Genomic DNA, 15,745 nt, shown 5'->3' with positions numbered 1-15,745 from the left:
AAACTTACTAAGGAGTGATCACTCATATACAATCAGCAAGTCATTTGTCAAATCCAAAACACCTTCCAACAAATGCACAGCTCAGAACAAAGTAATGCTGCTCAGTTAAGACAATTTTCTAATCAATTTCAACAAATTGCTCAGCGTGAAGTTTCTGCTGTTCAGCAAATTCAACATCTTAGCCAATTATGTACCCAATTAAGCTAAGAAGTTCAACGTGTGTCCCAATTAGGGACTAAACAACAACCTTGGCAACCTCAGGTTGGAGTAAAACAACCATTTATACAACCAATATCTTCTTATTCACCAATGAATCCACACCATTAATAAAAACATCTTAGACGTATAATATCCGCGTTTTGGTCAGTGGGAGCTTATAACCCCAAATAATCCCTGCCGATTTGACAGGGATTATTTTTGGGGGTCCGCTAGGATATCAATCAAACGCTCATAATAGATACAATCTGGAGTAAGTTGCACAAACCTGCCCCGTTAGTCGAATAAGAAAAAAAGACCGCCGCAGCGATCCATCTTTAACTCTTGCCCCCTATAGCTTAAGTACATCTTTATTTATTTTGACTAGAAAAGTCCGCTATTAGAAAGCGGTCTTTTTAGAGTATTAGATACAATATTATTTTACCTTAACAAAATTAAAGAATAGCGCCCTTTAATGGAAGATCGTTCTAATCTTTTGCCTTTTTCGGAAAAATTGTATAACTAAAACTAATTATTAGATCAATAACGAGAACTACTGACCACAACTGTAAAATGCGAAAAATGGCTTCAGTCCGCTGAACATCATCAATATATAAAATAATAGTTCCTAGAAGAAAAACACCGATTAACCATGCCAATAAATGCCTATACCAACCTTTGCGTTCCTGCCGAGCAAACTCCATTCCGTATTTCTTCTTTTTTGGAGGTTTGTTCCTATTTGCAAAACGATATGCGAATTGGCTATCTGCCCATTTTATCATCTTATGACCATATGCTACACTAACACCAATATACATGGCAGCTATTCCATGAACGATGGTAGCTGTGTCCCCATTTTTCAGATCGATTACGGTTGCAATAAGTAGTATAAAATCTACAATTGGTGTGCAAATTAGCAGAAACGCTCCAATTTTCTTCTTTCTAAGAATATATCGTGCAAACAAACCTGCTAACACAAATAACCAAAATCCTATCTCACAGCCTATAATCAACCAACCAATCAAAACATCACTCCTTTTTTATACATTCAACTTAATTTATTCCTCATTTTAACAAAAAACATGTTAGTCCTACTAAAAATTTTCTTTTTTCACATCTTATACAGATTTATCCTTTAGCTGAATAACAATTATTTTTAAATTCATTTTTCAAAAGGAGTTCATCAATTTAATGGCTCAATCTTTGAAAAAAAGTTAGAGACGATTGTTCAACTCCCTCAGTTAATTCGATTTTCTCCCGAATTTAAATTCTGGGTTATTCATCACAAGGCTCATTGTCGCTAAATAGAGGAATCGTCGTAGTCTGGACCTTCCTCGTTTAGGTTCAATAACTTCACAAAAAAGGCGTTAACCCTTCCTGGAATAACGCACCCTTAAGTCGAGAATTTTTATCAATTTATTTTTCAACTTAAAAAGGGGTAGTACCAGCGAAGCTGACACCACCCGCAATGTAGATGTAATTAAATGGGGAATTATTTATTGATGACCTCGTTATATCCCTTCTGGGCATCGGTGCTTGCAAGCTTTGAATAGGCCTCCAAGGACTTGCAGCCATGCCCCTGCCCGCTTCCACTTCTTCCAACCAACTCCGCGTCACGTCATGGTTCTGCCCCAATATGGTCGATGAAATTCATCGGCCATTTTTTAAACGAACGACGAACTGCGGGTTCGGTGTCAGTCTTCGATTGCCTGGTAGACCATGGTCCAGAAGTCGTGGATAAGCCGCGCTGAATCCGGAGTGGACGCCCCGACCTGGGTGAGCAGGATTCCGGTGAGCTGTTTGTCCGGGTCAGCGTACGTCGCGGTGCCGCTTCCGCCGTCCCAGCCGAACTGGCCGATGGACGCGTAGTCACCACGGTAGGTGCGCACCGCCATTCCAAAGCCCCAGCCGCCGTGCTGCCCTTGGCCGAATGACACATGGACGTTGTTGCGGGCCATGGCGTTTCGGGTGGCTTGTTGCTCGGGCGTGAGGCGGTTGGTGGTCATCAGCTGGACGGCGGGTCGGGATAGGATCCGTTCGGTCCCGTGCATCCCGTGATTCAGCAGCATCCGGAAGTAGGCGTGGTAGTCGTCGACGGTGGAGACAAGTCCGCCGCCGCCGCCCTGGAACGCCGGAGGCTGGCTGTTGCGTCCCCCCTTTGCCTCGTCCCACACTATGAACTCTCCGGTCTGCGGGTCGGGGGCGTAAAGGGGTGGCAGCCGGTCGATCTTGTCGGCGGGCACGTGGAAACCGGTGTCCTTCATGCCCAGGGGGTCGAAGATGCGTTCGCGCAGGAACGTCTCAAACGACTGGCCCGTAACCCTGGCGACGAGCACGCCGAGTAGATCGTTGCTGATATGGTACTGCCAGCGCTCTCCGGGATGGTGCATCAGCGGAAGCGCGCCAAGGCGGCGCATCCACTCATCCGGCTCGGGCACCGTCTCCGGTAGATTGGGCGTGAGCCCCTGCTCGAAGATCGCGTTCATGATCGGAGTGCCAAGCGACGTCATATCCATGCCGAGCCCGAACGTGGAGGTCAGCAGGTCCCGTACGGTGATCGGCCGCCGCGCCGGCACGGTATCGTCCAGCTGGCCGTCGATCCGCTTCAGCACCCGCCGGTCGGCGAGTTCCGGCAGCCACTGCTCTACCAGGTCATCCAGCCGCAGCCTGCACTCGTCGAGCAGGACCATCGCCGCCGCGATCGTAACCGGCTTGGACGTCGAGGCCATCCGGAAGATCGTGTCCCGGCGGATCGGCGCACCACCCTCATGGCGCATCGTCCCGATCGCTTCGACGTGCGTCTCATCGAACCGGCTGACCAGGGCGACGAGCCCAGGAATCTTCCCGGATTCTACATGCCGTGCCAGCACGTCGCGCATTCTGCGCAGTCCAGTTTCGGAGAAACCGCTGTTGCTTTGTACCGTTGTAATCTTTTTCATTTGGTTTCCCTCTCTTTACTTTTTTATCAGCCCTATGGATATGTCCTACGCTTAGCATAGAGCCAATTGTTCATCGGACGTTTATTCTCGGTTTCATCAAATTCAAAGTCACCATTATTCCGTAAGTAATCTTCTTTGACAAGTGTTGTCTTGCCCGCCCCATTGGAGCCGAGCAGGGCGAAAATACTGCCCTTATCCATTTAAGCTCCCACCTTCATATTACCTAATTATGTATATTCTGTAAGTAAATACATATTCCTTCTTCAACTATCCTGCTTCTTTAGTACAATAAAAAAAGGCTGCCGTAGCACCCCTTTGGAAGGTAACTAAAGTTAGATGAAGAAGAAAAAACAATATTCTTTAACAGATCCAATAAATATAAACAGGGCATAGGAAATTTCTATGCCCTGTTTTATGGTTTATGAAATTTGTGGTCAGCTAGATTCTTTGGTTTGCCGTTTTCCGAATTAAAACGGCTCGATGGCTTTCTCGTTTTTACCAGTTTGAGGCTGATTTTCAATTCTTCTTTCTTCGGCTTCCTTGGGAATTTCTTTAAGGTGTTTATTTACTTCTTCTACTTGATTGGTAGTTCGTATTTCATCCATTTTTAAAACCTCAATTCATTAAAATATCATTGATAAATATAATATGCCGCAGTGATAAAGATTTTATGTCCGTTAAATCAGACCTGCAATATTTGAATGGACGCCTATTTATATGGCATAGTAATTACAGCAAAGAACGGCAACGTAATAATATGATTATTTGTTAATAATTAAAGTTTATACCAGTAAATGAGCAATTCGAATGTATGGCTTTTTCAACAAAACTCCCATTTTTCGAAAAGAAAAAAGGATCGCTGTGACTGCAATCCATCTTGCACTTAAGCACCCGTTAGAAGAACAATGAACACTTTCGTTTTACTATTTACAATAAAAACATCTTATTCTCAGAAAAGTTTTTTACGAAACCTCCTATTTTGGAATATGCAAAGATGAAATTCTGAAAAAACCCACTGGCAAACTAATCCTTTAATAAGGAATAGGTTAGATGAGGAGGATTGCGAATAGGTGGTAAGAAAATAACTCCAGTTGATATTATTTCACTCAATAATTTGTTATAATAATATTTTAACAATGCTGAGGGGGAAAATAATTTTTATGTCAGTTGAAGTAGGAAGCAAGGTACAAGGTAAAGTAACAGGTATCACTAATTTTGGAGCTTTCGTAGAATTACCGGGAGGCTCAACAGGTCTTGTGCATATCAGTGAGGTTGCAGATAGCTATGTAAAAGACGTTAATGACCATCTCAAAGTAGGCGACCTGATTGAAGTTAAAGTGATTAGTGAGAAAGACGGAAAAATTGCCTTGTCCATCAAAAAAGCTATAGATAGACCCGAAGAACAAACCTCTTCTTATTCAAAACGCCCTCCACGACAGGGAAGAGTTGATAGCCGATCAAAAGGCAATTTCAAACCCAAGGAAAATTTCGAAGATAAAATGGCTCGTTTTTTAAAGACTAGTGAAGAGAATTTGTCTACTCTAAAACGTAACACCGGAGCAAAGCAGGGCGGTAGAGGCGGGAGACGCGGATAACTTACTGCGATTTTTAAACTGCATAATATAAATAAAGGTAAGCCTCTATAATAATATGGCTTGCCTTCTTTAATGTATCTTATACCACTGTAGGTCATTAAATGCACAAAAAAAACAACATCAAAGTTTAACAGAACTTTTCTTAAAAACGAAAATTCCTCAAAGAGGGGTTACTTCTTATCCATTTAACCTGAAAGATAGCCAATTTGAAAAAACTTCACTCAATAGCAGCCTTTACGTTTAACTATAGCACCCGTTAACACAACAAGCTAATATAGTATTAGGGAAATTTTTACAAAATAATTCTTTTATTGATCGTCTCAACGCAAATCTATCGTCTTTTTCTAGGACCTACCAATAATTTGATTGCTGTTCTATTTTCATTATTGATTAAAACATCTGTAAATGCAGGAACAAAAACCAGATCAAGACCACTAGGAGCTACGAATCCTCTTGCAATCGCAATTGCTTTAATCGCTTGATTTAAAGCACCTGCTCCAATCGCTTGAATTTCTGTATTTTCTCTTTCTCTTAACATGCCTGCAATTGCACCTGCAACTGAATTCGGATTTGATTTTGATGATACTTTTAATACATTATCCATATAAATTTTTCCCCCTGTTATTTAATTGCTTGATATGATCACTGGAAAGAAGAATGTTATTAAGTATCTTTAATAATATTCAAATTAAAATCAAACAGAACTATTGATCTTATTCCTTTGATTCTTTTTGTGCTATCCAGCTTCGCTACTTCAACAAGAAAAAAGAGCTGCCGATCTGTCCGTTGATCTTCAACTCTTGCGCTCCGATAGCTGAATAAGAAAACTTGAGAAAATAATTGGTATTCAAAGGAAAAAACCTCATTTATGTCGAAAATAATAGAAAAAGGGGATGACCCAATGAATAAAGTTGGTTTATTAAAAAATCTACGCGATTCCAGTCGAGGTAATTTTTTTTCAACAGAGATTCCAAAGGCTACAAAAGAAGATGAAAAAAAGATTGAAGAATTGGTTAGAGAATTAGAAAGTGAAGGAAAAATCAAGTTAAGAGAATGTGTACAGCGAGAATACTCAGTTTATTTACATGGAATAATTAAGTATGCATCCGAATAATCGGGTACCTTTTTATTCGGGTGAAACACAACAGGACATCCGAGTTCTTCAACTTATTAACTCCGTTAACGAGTAAGAAAAAGGCTGTCACAATAGCCTTTCATCCTAATATGATGACTTTTAATTTATAACAAAAATTTAAATCGATTTTCAGTCAATTTAAATTTTTGTGTCTTCATTTTTTCTTTTGAATCGGCTCTTAAAAAATTGTAGAGCGATTACATGCAGCAGATTATTTATAGTTTTTCCATAACAAAATCGTGTTGTAAACGTCTCTCTAATTTTTCTAAGTTACCCCCATCTTCTACAAAAGTTTTGAATTTATCAGCCATTAACTTTCCTGAGTTTTTATTAATGTGTTTAACTTTGAGTAATGTTTTCACCTTCACAATATCAGGAGTCACATCTCCACGGTGTAATTTACCTGGAATTTTTGTCCACAATTTTTCCCAATCATCTAATAACCCAATCTCTTTAAAATAAAGTTTTTGTAAGCCGCATAGCCACGCCATACAAGAGGTGTTACGTTTTTGACAACCTTCCTTATCCTTTAAGAATTCACACCCATGACAACAAGAATTTCCACTTCTAATACAGACGCTGCAAATTTCATTAGCCCCAATTTCTTCAAACACTTTTAACCCGTACTGGATAAGATGGTCTTTTTCCATTTCAATACTCATTATTTTCTCCTACTTTACTTGCTTAATATAGGGATTTAATATTTAGTATTTGTAAACTTCACCTTTATATTAGTTTTGTACCAAATTCAACAATCCCACCCTCTAATATCCTAATTTAAAGCGGTTGATTCTGCCGTTTTTATAGTTGCTTACACCGGAAATCTTGTTCCACTAACCTGCCCCGTTAGTCGAATAAGAAAAAAAGACCGCCGCAGCGATCTATCTTGAACTCTTGCACCCGTTAGCCATCCATGAAGCGCAAAAGTCTTGCTTCACCACAGAGAATGTTGTATTTAGCTGAAACGACAATAATATCAGTTCCTGGCCAATCAACTACAGGCCTTAAACGTAAATCATATTGTGAAGTAAATCCAAAGAGATAGGTTTCTTTGAATGTCTCATTTACCATTGATATAAACTCCAACATCGCATTGCCAACACCTTGCCAGTAAGGGTCTTCATTCTGGGATAATTCACCATATGTTTCCGATAAGTTATGGCCCCAAATTCCTACTAGTGGCATATTGTTTTCACTCCTTTTAAAGATTATAAAATATGAATATTAGTCTTATATTTGAATTTACTTCTAATAATCTGTTCTTTATATATGTATTCTCTATCGTCAATTGAATGCCCTACTTTAACAAACCTGCTTCTATAGTTGAACAAGAAAAAGGAGCTGCCGCCGCAACTCCTTCTTCAACTCAAGTACCCTTTAGTTTAAGTGTAATTCTTCACAAACTACCCATAAAAAACAAAAGACCGCTCCCTAACGTCGAAACGGTCTTTCCTTGTACTTTTAAATTCTAACTACTGCTCTCGTCACTACTTTCATCATGATGTGAATGGTGTGAATTATGGTTATGATGGTGACTATGATGATTGACGCTACTTTCTTCAAAACTATCCTCAAATTCATCATCATCAAAAACGTAAGAATGGGGATTATTTTGAATAAACCTTACTGCATTCAATCCTATCATTTGTGCTGGTATGGAAGTATTACCATCTGGTAAAATAGGTGCAATAGAAAGATCAGCTACCTTCAGGTTTTTGGTTCCAAAGACATCAAGGAACGCATTTACAACCCCACTATTGATGTCCTTTGCCATTTTACATTGTCCTCCGAAATGGGTGAAAATGGAATACGAAGCTCTGACAAAATTAGCTAATATAGCCCGCTTTTGATTCTCATCGTTCAATTTAAATATACTTTCATCTGGATAGACTACCTCATATATACCATCCTTATCTAACTCACGAGCCTTGACGATCATTTTATACGTCTCAATATATTGATCAATCATGAAATTTAGGTCAGGGTCATCGAGAGTTGATATCGGGAGCGGATTTAAGTCAATTGATGGATACGCCTCTGGATCGCTATGAGCGACCATAATGGTGCCCCGACTTCTTGAGTTTACATCTACAATTCCAATACTCATGATATTACTTTTATTATTTTCGTTAAATTGCCAACCATTTATATCCACTATCTGACTAGGTATAAAGAGTGAATTTGGCGCACCTAATAATTGAAGGCGCCTTCCACCTGTTGGGTTGTCCACCTTTTTAAACGCTTTAAGTGTTAGTGGTTGATTAGGGTCAGCAATCATAACGTCAAGAAGTCTGCTAGTTTCCACTCTAATCCCCATACCGACATAAAAATGCGTTTGGAAATTGTAGCCTACTTGAGGGCTTTCTACCAAGGGAGTTATCCCGGCTTTAACTAAATCGTCAGCCTTACCAATCCCTGACCGTTGAAGTATTACGGAGGAAAATTGTCCGGCAGAGACAATAATACCTTTCCGTGCGAACATATTTTGTGAAACCCCGTCTTTAATAAATTCAACACCAACAGCGATTTTAGTACCATGTTTGTGTTTAAACAGAATCTTATTTACAGTTGTTTTAGCTAGAATGACTAATCTTCTACCATTCACACCAAACTCATCCGGATCGAACTGATTCCCTTGAGTGACAACGTGGCTGTTTAAATATCCTGTAGCTACGGACGAGCGAACAAGTTTCCCATTTTCCATCTTTTGCGTAAATTGCCCTTTTGGGGACACGACATCCCTTATTCCTGTATTATAATCTTCCTCAATCGGGATACCAAACACTTGGGAGGTGGCTTCTGTTAAAGCTTGGATTAATCCTTGATTCGGAATTTTTTGCTGTCGGATAAAAATAGGACCATTAAAACCACGTTCTTGAGGATTTTGTGAAGCCCCTGTATAAGTTTCATTTTCTTTAAATAAAGATCGGACACTATCATAGCTCCATAAAGGATTTCCAACTAGATTTGCCCATGTATCATATAGATCACTGCTTCCACGTACAGCGAACATAGCATTATGTTCAGAACTCCCTCCAATGGCTCGTCCACTTGATGTTATGAGCTGACGCCCGATATTTTGCTCAATTCTAGTTGCGACATTGAAAGAAAATTTGTTATCAGTGGAATTACCAAGTGCAACAAAAAGATTTGGGTCGCTAAACTGTTCCGTCATGTTCGTTCCTGCTTCAAGCACCAGCACACTAGTACGATGGTCATTCGATAATTTCTTTGCAATAATTCCCCCTGCTGTTCCTGCCCCAATTACAATGTAATCGAAAACATTCTTATTAGTTTTTTCACTCAAAAAATCATCTCCTTTTTACTAATAAGTTATGTAGACCTAAAAGTAAAAGAAATGATTTTGCAGCCTATTTTTCACAAAATTGTTCTTTCAACTTATGTGCTATATTTCTTCTTTGACTGTACTGTACTGCACTGCCTCGTAATTAGAAAAAGAAAAAATTTTCACAGCGAATGACGTTTCCTTCTTCAACAAACCTGCTTACGTTAGCACTAGAAGAAAGCCGCCAAAAATGGCAGCTGGAACTTCAACTCTTGCACCCTTTAGTGCAACAATTTTTTATATAAAAAGATTATAATTCCGCAAATCACTGTTACGCCTATAAATGTTAATAAGTAAAGAAATGGGGAATTTACCTTACCAAAAGCAACCTCGTTTTAAAGTGTCTCTACTTTATCCCATGCACTTGCTACATCTGGTTTATAGTTCCTTGTTTTTATATAACTGACTGACATCATAACGGCTAAATAGACTATATGAATTACAATTGACCCAATAAATGCTTGAAGAATTGTTTTTGATTTAGCCCCCCCTTTTATTACCCTACTTTACCACAAAAATCCATTTCTTGTTATTAAACCTGCCCCGTTCAACAATCGAGTAGGAGGGGGTGACTAACCCCCGACCTCTCACACCACCGAACGTACCGTTCGGTATACTGCGGTTCAACTAAGTTTGACGTAGAAATTCATATCTTTGATATAGACTTTTAAGCCCTCGGTTACTCCAATAAGAGTTGTCGAGGGTTTTGTGCAGAATCGGACTACTAGCTATCCTCCAATATTTCTTTCTGGAATTTCCCCATTCGTAAGCCATGTTTGGAGGTACTCCCAAACCTTTGAGTTTTCTCACTCTTGTTTTGGGTGTTTTCCATTGTTTCCATTCAATCATACGAAGTCGTCTTCTAATCCACTTATCAAATTCTTTAAACTTACTTGGTGTATCGGCTAAGGCAAAATAACTACACCATCCCGTGAGGTATTGATTTAGTTTCTCAATTCTTATTTCCATTGGGATAGGTTTTGAACGTGAAGTTAGTTCGCGTACCTTAGACTTTAGTCTCTTGATACTTTCCTTAGATATTCGAACCTTCGGTTTCTTGGTGAAAGTAAAACTAAAACCTAGAAACTTACGTTTCCACGGGTGGTCAACGGCAGTTTTCTCTCTATTTACTTTAAGTTTTAATTTCACTTCTATAAAGTTTGTAATAGAGTTCACTACCCTTTCGCCAGCTTTCTTTGATTTCATGTAGATATTACAATCATCAGCGTAGCGAACGAACTTATGCCCCCTTCGTTCCAACTCTTTATCAAGTTTATCCAACAGTATATTGGAAAGAAGAGGACTTAGTGGACCTCCTTGTGGCGTTCCTTCCTCAAAGTCATAAGTTACACCATGAATCATGACACCCGCTTGTAGATATTTCCTAATTAGTTTCAAGACCATACGGTCTTGAATTCTGTTAGCCAATATTCCCATTAACTTATCATGATTCACTTTGTCAAAGAATTTTTCTAAGTCCATATCTATAACCCATCTGTAACCTTCACTTATATATTCTTTCGCTTTTCGAACTGCGGCATGTCCTCTCCTATTTGGTCTGAATCCATAACTATGCTCTGAAAAGGTTGGGTCAAATAGTGGTGTTAACACTTGAGCAATAGCTTGTTGAATGAAACGGTCTGTCACGGTAGGTATACCTAGTAACCTTATTCCGCCGTTCGGTTTCGGGATTTCGACCCGACGGACTGGCTTCGGGTCATAGGTTCCATTTCTTATCGAAGTACGGAGTGAGTCCCAGTTATCATAGAGATGTCTACGTAGGAATTTTACTGACATTCCATCTATGCCGTGACTCCCTTTGTTCTTCTCGACATGTTTAAGTGCTTCTATTAAGTTTTCCCGTGACAAAATCATTTCCATTAACATTTGATATTTCCTTTCGACGTGAACGAAGAGTCTATTTATGTTATACCTGCTCCACCCTCATAAAGTCCCTAGTGGAATTCACCACTTCCTCCTTCAAGTAAGTCCTTTTGGATTGTCTGTTTCTACACAGGAATTGTATGCCTAGTTCTCGTTCTTCCTAATTGTTCAGTCCTTCTCTTACCATCTCGAGTAGGCAAGGTACTATGACCTCTGCTGACTTCTGACTGTTCAACTATCTATCACTAAATAGGTTACCAAGTGTACTTGGCATTACAATCAGACCTCCCCAGGTAAGAGTGCAATCTTTCCCTCCACCTATCTGCTTCATTTACTTAGTACCACCTTCGGTAGAAAGGGCTTTGTCTTGTTCTGCAGACTCACCCAATGATACTTAGCCTTATATGAAGTTCGTGTTCCTCAGACCGGAGGTTTGCCGCTCACCTCCTTCAGATTCCACGTCACCATGGACACCCTTGTGTTAAGCTAACCGTTACTTCTACCTTCACGATTCGGGACTTGCACCCTATAGATTGCACCCATGCTGGGCGCACAGAAAAAGGAGCTGCTGATCGCAGCTCCATCTTAAACTCAAGCACCCGTTACTTGAAGAAGGTATGTACAATTTTCCTTATTATTGACGGGGTGCTAATAACATCACCGAAACACCCACTAAACATATGCCTGCACCTATCCAATCATATAAATCAGGTGTTTTTTTATCTATGCCCCATCCCCATAATACAGAAAGGACGATAAATACTCCTCCATAGGCAGCATAGACTCTTCCGAAAGATGGGAATGATTGTAACGTAGCAATAATACCATATAAAACTAATGCTATTCCTCCAAATAGTCCTAAATAAGCAGGTTTATCTTCCCGTAACCATTGCCATATAAGGTATCCACCACCAATTTCAGCTAAGCCAGCTAATATAAAAAGCATTACTGCTTTAAACAAAATGCGCTCACCCTTCCATCACTTCTACCCGCAACAAGTGCCATTTGAATTAACCTTTGTGAAACATTCTGACCAAGTAAGACATTCGCACTTCAATCCGTTTTTTAATACATCCAACATTGCGTCAATATGCTTTTTTTGTTCCTCTAATTCAGAACACTTAGCATTCGCCATTTGGGTCCACCTTTCAGATGGAGAAGTCTGATTATCAAAACCCTCTAAAAGTACGGCAATTTCTTGATTACTAAAACCAGCTAATTGAGCAGTTTTTATAAACTTTAATTGGTCGATAACTTCCGTTTTATAGCGTCTTTGTCCATTTACCCTTGTAGGGATCGGTAAAATTCCAATTGACTCGTAAAAACGAATAGCTGAAGCCTTAATGTTAGCTTTTTTTGCTAACTCACCAATGGAAAGAAAAGAATCCATCACTATCACCTCTTGACTTAAAGTTTACTTTAAGTATTATACTTTAAATATACATTAGGAGGGATTTAATTGAAAAGTTTATTTGCTGGATTTGGAATAGTCGGCTTATGTGCACTATGTTGTGCATTACCCGCTATCGGAATAACTGGAATTTTAGGTATCGTTGGAGTAGGTTTGGGATATTGGAAATGGGGAGTATTACTAATCTCTTTAGCATTATTTATTTTTCTATATGTAAAAAAGAGACGTGCTTGTAATACAAGTTCGGGTTGCAATTGTTCTTCAGGGTCGTGTAAACATAGCTAACTATCATAAAGGAGGTTTTTTTTGTTATGACTGAATGTAATTGTTGTAAAAGCTCAACAAATGTTGCTTGTAATATTGGTGCTTTCAATTCAGAAGAAAGAAGCCGTTATGAAGTGCTTCGAACCGAATTAACTGAAAATCTGTCAGTTGAAGAAATATCTACTGGTTTTTCATTTATTTATCCAAATCAACCCTCGTTACTATTGAAAATAGCTGAATGGATTTCTTACGAAAATCGTTGCTGTCCATTCATTAAATTCTCTCTATATGTAAGTGGTGAAGCAGACTTGATAAAATTGGAACTAACAGGAAGTGAAGAAGTCAAAAATCTATTAAGTGAAGAATTTCACTTAGATTAAAAATATCCCCTTACCCTTTTTGGTTAAGGGGTTTTGCTTTTTCTTCTTAAACAAAACTGCTTCGTTAGTGCAACAAGAAAAAACGGCTGCCGCAGCAACCCTTTGTTCCACTCAAGCACCCGTTAGTTGAAGAAGGTTCAGACTTTTCAACAGAAATTTTTAGATAAAGAATCCCTCGGGATATAAATAGTCCTCTTCAGGTTCAACATCAGGATATCTTGTAAAAACAGAATTGAACTCATCATTTTCAATAAGGTATTCGATAACTTCAACAATCCGTTCCCGACTTATAACATTTTTATTTTTTAAAGAATTGATTTACTTCATTTTCATTCTTTAAATAGTCGTTTATAAATTTTTTTAGGTCTTTCTCATTTGTAATCTCATCAAACTTTTTACCGTACCACTTTTGCAAGTTCTCCTTTGTTACTGTATATTCTTGGTCTGGAAATCGAAACGTAATCCAATCTGCATTTTTAATCAAGGCGAAAATAAATGTAGAATTGAATATGGCTGTTTCTTTCATTTCTTTATCGGCCATCGTAGAATTTATTTTTTTATAATCTAAAGTGACACCATAAGGTTCTTTTTTTGTTTGGAGCGAAATTTGTTTTAACTCTTTGTTGTGTGGTAAACTCTTTACAATGTTCCCTACTGCACTATTGTCGCCTACATAAGAACCTTTGTATTGAAATATATCTTCTTTTGAACTTGCATTTGAACTACATCCACTTAATATCAACAGTAGTAGCATTGAAAAAATAATATATCTTGTAGCTTTTTTCAATTTTATCCCCCTTATTTTTCTATATTTATATTAATTTACCATAAAAAATACATTTCCTCATTCATTAATTAATCTTAAATATTTAATTCCCATTTAATTCGAGAAATTAAAAACTAAAATACGTCCAGTTACATTACCAATATTAATGTTAAAAGTGTGGTTAAATATAGCTACGCTTTTAGTTTTTTACTGACCAATTGTAGTGTTATTTGTACTACTTTTTAGTGTTTTAATTGCCGTTTTACACCTTAAAACGGAACATTCTTATGCGAAAACAGTCCTTTTGTTTGTTAAACTAATGCACCCGTTAGTTCAACAAGCAACTGCTCAACTGTTATTATCTAAAAGATATAAAGTCTAAAAAAATACATATGTATTTCTGAATTAGTAAAAAATACGCAAGAGGTGAGAAAATGGAAAATGATAATTTAAAACTAACATCTTCCGAAATAGGAACACTATGGGGGGAGTATGTAAATGGAACAATGGCCGAGATAGTAAATAGGTATTTGATTTCTATTTTGGAAGACGAATCAATAAAAAAGGTTTTTGAAATAGCCATTGAGACATGGGAAAAGCAAAAGAAGCAGCTTGTTTCCTTCATTGAGAAAGAGGGATTCCCAGTTCCAATTGGATTTACTGAGTCAGACCTAAAAAAAAGTGCAGAGAGATTGTTTTCTGACACATTCTGTTTAAATTATTTGCATATTATGACTATACATGGTTTGTTGGGTCATACAACTGCTTTAGGTGTTTCTGTCAGAAAGGACTTACGTGAATTTTACAATTCATGTGATAATGATGCAAAAAATATGTATGATTTAACCATTGAGTTATTGCTTGAAAAAGGAAAATTCCAAAGAGACCCCTATTTCTATCCTAACGAGGGCCCTGAATTTATTTCTACCAAAGATTTTAGTGATGGATTCTTCGGAAAAGGGAGAGTTTTATCTGCTACAGAAATCATCAGTATTTCTCTTAACATAAAAAAGAGCATTATGGCTAAAGCTCTTTCTATCGGATTCAGTCAAGTCGCTGGATCAAAAGAGGTAAGAGAGTTTTTGGAGGATTCTGAAAAAACGGCTGATGAACAGATACAAGCCTTCTCAAAAATTATGCACAAGGATAATTTACCAGTTCCAATGTCGTGGGAATCAGAGGTTACAATGTCAAAAGACTCTCCTTTTTCGGATAAATTAATGATGTATCATATTGGTTTCTTGGCTCAAACCGCACAAGTATATCACGGGACAGGCCTAGCATCAGCCATGCGAACAGACCTTGGAGCAGCATATGAAACAGCCATTCTTAAAAATCTTTCAGTAACCAAAAACTGGTTTGATATTATGGTGAAAAACAAGTGGTTAGAACAACCTCCACTCGCTCCTAATAGAAAAGAAATCGCAAAAGAAAAATAATAATTATAATGTCCTTCCTCATACGGACGGGCATTTTTAATATTTATGAAAAAAATCTTCTTGAACTAACCTGCCCCGTTAGCTTAATAAGCAACAAATCTGAACTTCTTCCAATGTAACAAAACGTGTATTATGTTACATACATAAAAAGTCACCTGTGAAGGTGACTTAATTGTTACATATCTTCTTTAAAATGTATTTAGATTGGAAGGTTCGAGTACGTAACGATCTACCTTGCACTATCATGAATAGCTGATTACCTATTTATAATCTTTCGACCATAAATAAACAGTTTACCACCCATAATAATGGTTCGTTCGACCGTACAAAATACCTGTACACCCATATATAACCTCTCGGCTATATATGAACGTTAACTTTATTGAGTCAT

General features: G+C 38.2%; 18 protein-coding genes. 6 read left to right on the top strand and 12 right to left on the bottom strand.

From position 1 onward, the window contains the following. The first annotated feature begins 72 nt into the window (after nt 1-72). On the top strand, nt 73-207 hold the full coding sequence (locus tag AC59HZ_RS30570; protein WP_496549476.1) for a hypothetical protein: 135 nt from the start codon (nt 73-75) through the stop codon (nt 205-207). 476 nt (nt 208-683) lie between these two features. On the opposite strand, the gene AC59HZ_RS30565 is transcribed toward AC59HZ_RS30570, so the two are convergent. The 4 genes from AC59HZ_RS30565 to AC59HZ_RS30550 form a co-directional block, all read right to left on the bottom strand. Next, nucleotides 684-1,220 (bottom strand): hypothetical protein, encoded by a 537-nt coding sequence (locus AC59HZ_RS30565; protein WP_496549475.1) that lies wholly within the window; start codon nt 1,218-1,220, stop codon nt 684-686. 669 nt (nt 1,221-1,889) lie between these two features. Continuing rightward, nucleotides 1,890-3,134 carry a serine hydrolase domain-containing protein gene (locus AC59HZ_RS30560; protein WP_496549474.1) on the bottom strand — a complete coding sequence of 415 codons (1,245 nt, stop codon included), beginning with the start codon at nt 3,132-3,134 and terminating at the stop codon, nt 1,890-1,892. A gap of 32 nt (nt 3,135-3,166) precedes the next feature. Then, on the bottom strand, nt 3,167-3,334 hold the full coding sequence (locus tag AC59HZ_RS30555; protein ID WP_496549473.1) for an ATP-binding cassette domain-containing protein: 168 nt from the start codon (nt 3,332-3,334) through the stop codon (nt 3,167-3,169). A 267-nt stretch (nt 3,335-3,601) separates the two neighbouring features. Further along, nucleotides 3,602-3,739, bottom strand: a complete 138-nt coding sequence (locus AC59HZ_RS30550) for a hypothetical protein (protein ID WP_496549472.1) — start codon at nt 3,737-3,739, stop codon at nt 3,602-3,604. Between the two features lie 555 nt (nt 3,740-4,294). On the opposite strand from AC59HZ_RS30550, the gene AC59HZ_RS30545 reads away from it, so the two are divergent. Then, nucleotides 4,295-4,729, top strand: a complete 435-nt coding sequence (locus tag AC59HZ_RS30545; RefSeq protein WP_496549471.1) for a S1 domain-containing RNA-binding protein — start codon at nt 4,295-4,297, stop codon at nt 4,727-4,729. Nucleotides 4,730-5,060: 331 nt separating this feature from the next. On the opposite strand, the gene AC59HZ_RS30540 is transcribed toward AC59HZ_RS30545, so the two are convergent. Next, nucleotides 5,061-5,333 carry a stage V sporulation protein S gene (locus AC59HZ_RS30540; protein ID WP_496549470.1) on the bottom strand — a complete coding sequence of 91 codons (273 nt, stop codon included), beginning with the start codon at nt 5,331-5,333 and terminating at the stop codon, nt 5,061-5,063. Between the two features lie 297 nt (nt 5,334-5,630). On the opposite strand from AC59HZ_RS30540, the gene AC59HZ_RS30535 reads away from it, so the two are divergent. Next, nucleotides 5,631-5,843, top strand: coding sequence for a hypothetical protein (locus AC59HZ_RS30535; RefSeq protein ID WP_496549469.1), 213 nt, complete (start codon nt 5,631-5,633; stop codon nt 5,841-5,843). 236 nt (nt 5,844-6,079) lie between these two features. Here the strand turns inward: AC59HZ_RS30535 and AC59HZ_RS30530 are convergent, their stop codons facing one another. From AC59HZ_RS30530 to AC59HZ_RS30505, 6 genes are all read right to left on the bottom strand, one after another. Further along, the gene (locus AC59HZ_RS30530; RefSeq protein ID WP_496549468.1) at nt 6,080-6,526 is read right to left on the bottom strand and encodes a DNA mismatch repair protein; all 447 of its coding nucleotides are present in this window, start codon (nt 6,524-6,526) and stop codon (nt 6,080-6,082) included. A 241-nt stretch (nt 6,527-6,767) separates the two neighbouring features. After that, nucleotides 6,768-7,049: a hypothetical protein gene (locus tag AC59HZ_RS30525; protein ID WP_496549467.1), complete on the bottom strand. Its 282-nt coding sequence runs from the start codon at nt 7,047-7,049 to the stop codon at nt 6,768-6,770. A gap of 283 nt (nt 7,050-7,332) precedes the next feature. Continuing rightward, nucleotides 7,333-9,171: a GMC family oxidoreductase gene (locus AC59HZ_RS30520; protein WP_496549466.1), complete on the bottom strand. Its 1,839-nt coding sequence runs from the start codon at nt 9,169-9,171 to the stop codon at nt 7,333-7,335. Between the two features lie 666 nt (nt 9,172-9,837). After that, a complete protein-coding gene (gene ltrA, locus AC59HZ_RS30515) occupies nt 9,838-11,097 on the bottom strand; it encodes a group II intron reverse transcriptase/maturase (protein ID WP_496549465.1) in 1,260 nt (419 codons plus the stop codon). Nucleotides 11,098-11,728: 631 nt separating this feature from the next. Further along, a complete protein-coding gene (locus AC59HZ_RS30510; protein WP_496549477.1) occupies nt 11,729-12,040 on the bottom strand; it encodes a YnfA family protein in 312 nt (103 codons plus the stop codon). Between the two features lie 39 nt (nt 12,041-12,079). Then, entirely contained in the window at nt 12,080-12,484 is a 405-nt protein-coding gene (locus AC59HZ_RS30505; protein WP_496549464.1) for a MerR family transcriptional regulator, read from the bottom strand. 69 nt (nt 12,485-12,553) lie between these two features. Here AC59HZ_RS30505 and AC59HZ_RS30500 point away from each other — a divergent pair, with 69 nt between their 5' ends. Together AC59HZ_RS30500 and AC59HZ_RS30495 are read left to right on the top strand one after the other, a co-directional pair. Continuing rightward, on the top strand, nt 12,554-12,790 hold the full coding sequence (locus AC59HZ_RS30500; protein ID WP_496549463.1) for a hypothetical protein: 237 nt from the start codon (nt 12,554-12,556) through the stop codon (nt 12,788-12,790). A gap of 26 nt (nt 12,791-12,816) precedes the next feature. Beyond that, on the top strand, nt 12,817-13,149 hold the full coding sequence (locus AC59HZ_RS30495) for a hypothetical protein (protein ID WP_496549462.1): 333 nt from the start codon (nt 12,817-12,819) through the stop codon (nt 13,147-13,149). 298 nt (nt 13,150-13,447) lie between these two features. Here the strand turns inward: AC59HZ_RS30495 and AC59HZ_RS30490 are convergent, their stop codons facing one another. Next, nucleotides 13,448-13,936, bottom strand: a complete 489-nt coding sequence (locus AC59HZ_RS30490) for a DUF4825 domain-containing protein (RefSeq protein ID WP_496549461.1) — start codon at nt 13,934-13,936, stop codon at nt 13,448-13,450. 413 nt (nt 13,937-14,349) lie between these two features. Between AC59HZ_RS30490 and AC59HZ_RS30485 the strand changes: the two genes are divergently transcribed. After that, nucleotides 14,350-15,354, top strand: a complete 1,005-nt coding sequence (locus AC59HZ_RS30485) for a DUF3231 family protein (protein WP_496549460.1) — start codon at nt 14,350-14,352, stop codon at nt 15,352-15,354. The last annotated feature ends 391 nt before the right edge of the window (nt 15,355-15,745 follow it).

It is taken from the genome of Neobacillus sp. DZ-9 (genome assembly GCF_059587065.1).
Note: the sequence above shows the minus strand (reverse complement) of the source record. Positions and strands in the feature narration are given on the sequence as shown.

Bases quoted from the DNA above. Each gene is read 5' to 3' on its own strand.
- AC59HZ_RS30535 (WP_496549469.1), top strand. From the start codon at position 5,631: ATGAATAAAGTTGGTTTATTAAAAAATCTACGCGATTCCAGTCGAGGT.
- AC59HZ_RS30510 (WP_496549477.1), bottom strand. From the start codon at position 12,040: ATGCTTTTTATATTAGCTGGCTTAGCTGAAATTGGTGGTGGATACCTT.
- AC59HZ_RS30485 (WP_496549460.1), top strand. From the start codon at position 14,350: ATGGAAAATGATAATTTAAAACTAACATCTTCCGAAATAGGAACACTA.
- AC59HZ_RS30555 (WP_496549473.1), bottom strand. From the start codon at position 3,334: ATGGATAAGGGCAGTATTTTCGCCCTGCTCGGCTCCAATGGGGCGGGC.
- AC59HZ_RS30505 (WP_496549464.1), bottom strand. From the start codon at position 12,484: ATGGATTCTTTTCTTTCCATTGGTGAGTTAGCAAAAAAAGCTAACATT.
- ltrA (WP_496549465.1), bottom strand. From the start codon at position 11,097: ATGTTAATGGAAATGATTTTGTCACGGGAAAACTTAATAGAAGCACTT.
- AC59HZ_RS30550 (WP_496549472.1), bottom strand. From the start codon at position 3,739: ATGGATGAAATACGAACTACCAATCAAGTAGAAGAAGTAAATAAACAC.
- AC59HZ_RS30530 (WP_496549468.1), bottom strand. From the start codon at position 6,526: ATGAGTATTGAAATGGAAAAAGACCATCTTATCCAGTACGGGTTAAAA.
- AC59HZ_RS30545 (WP_496549471.1), top strand. From the start codon at position 4,295: ATGTCAGTTGAAGTAGGAAGCAAGGTACAAGGTAAAGTAACAGGTATC.
- AC59HZ_RS30495 (WP_496549462.1), top strand. From the start codon at position 12,817: ATGACTGAATGTAATTGTTGTAAAAGCTCAACAAATGTTGCTTGTAAT.
- AC59HZ_RS30560 (WP_496549474.1), bottom strand. From the start codon at position 3,134: ATGAAAAAGATTACAACGGTACAAAGCAACAGCGGTTTCTCCGAAACT.
- AC59HZ_RS30525 (WP_496549467.1), bottom strand. From the start codon at position 7,049: ATGCCACTAGTAGGAATTTGGGGCCATAACTTATCGGAAACATATGGT.
- AC59HZ_RS30570 (WP_496549476.1), top strand. From the start codon at position 73: ATGCACAGCTCAGAACAAAGTAATGCTGCTCAGTTAAGACAATTTTCT.
- AC59HZ_RS30540 (WP_496549470.1), bottom strand. From the start codon at position 5,333: ATGGATAATGTATTAAAAGTATCATCAAAATCAAATCCGAATTCAGTT.